The sequence below is a fragment of the Pectinatus frisingensis genome (genome assembly GCF_015732285.1).
Classification (GTDB): Bacteria; Bacillota; Negativicutes; order Selenomonadales; family Selenomonadaceae; genus Pectinatus; species Pectinatus frisingensis.
The window spans coordinates 1-679 of sequence record NZ_WIQU01000020.1; the positions used below are offsets into that span (position 1 = coordinate 1).

Below are 679 nucleotides of genomic sequence, written 5' to 3' on the forward strand. Positions count from 1 at the left end.
TTCTGAAGAAATGTACACTACATCGCTGGTATTTCGCCTCTGGGAATATTTTCGTCACAGAGTCGCACATCGCTTGGCATTTGTCCCCAACAACGAGCTGGACACCTTTGAGCCCACGGCTTTGCAGGGAAGAAAGGAATCCTTTTCAGCCTTCTTTATCTTCCTTCATACCTTCAGCAGCACCGACTACTTCACGGAACCCATCTTGATTTACGGCAATGGCTACTAGAATGGCGACATTTTCAAATTCACCACCCCAACTGCGCTTTTAATAGATACAACGAATACATATGGATATTCTTCGCTCGAAAACTGGCGATTTAGCCATTCTTCAATATGGGCATATGCTTTCTTGTTTAGGTTACTGATGGTGCCGGACGATACTTTGGAACCCCAAAGAGCCTCTGTAATATCCTCAACGCGGCAAACAGAAACACTCGCCAGATACATTTCGATAAGAGCTTCTTCAACGCTGCTTTCGCGGCGGCGATAACGCTCAATAATAGCCGTTTCAAAAGGAATGCCTTTTAATTTAGGAACTTTCAAAGAAATGGTTCCAGCTGTAGTCTGGAGGTTGCGCGGCTATAATGACCGGACCGATAGCCATTACGCTGACTCGAACGCTCGTATTTGGCAGCGTTAGTAAGCTCGGCGGCTTCTTGATCCAGTAACGTATTGA

Annotated in this window: 1 pseudogene; it reads right to left on the bottom strand. The window is 45.8% G+C overall.

Annotated elements, in window-relative coordinates:
* A pseudogene (locus I6751_RS02995) lies at positions 1-679 on the bottom strand (IS256 family transposase); the annotation flags it as partial.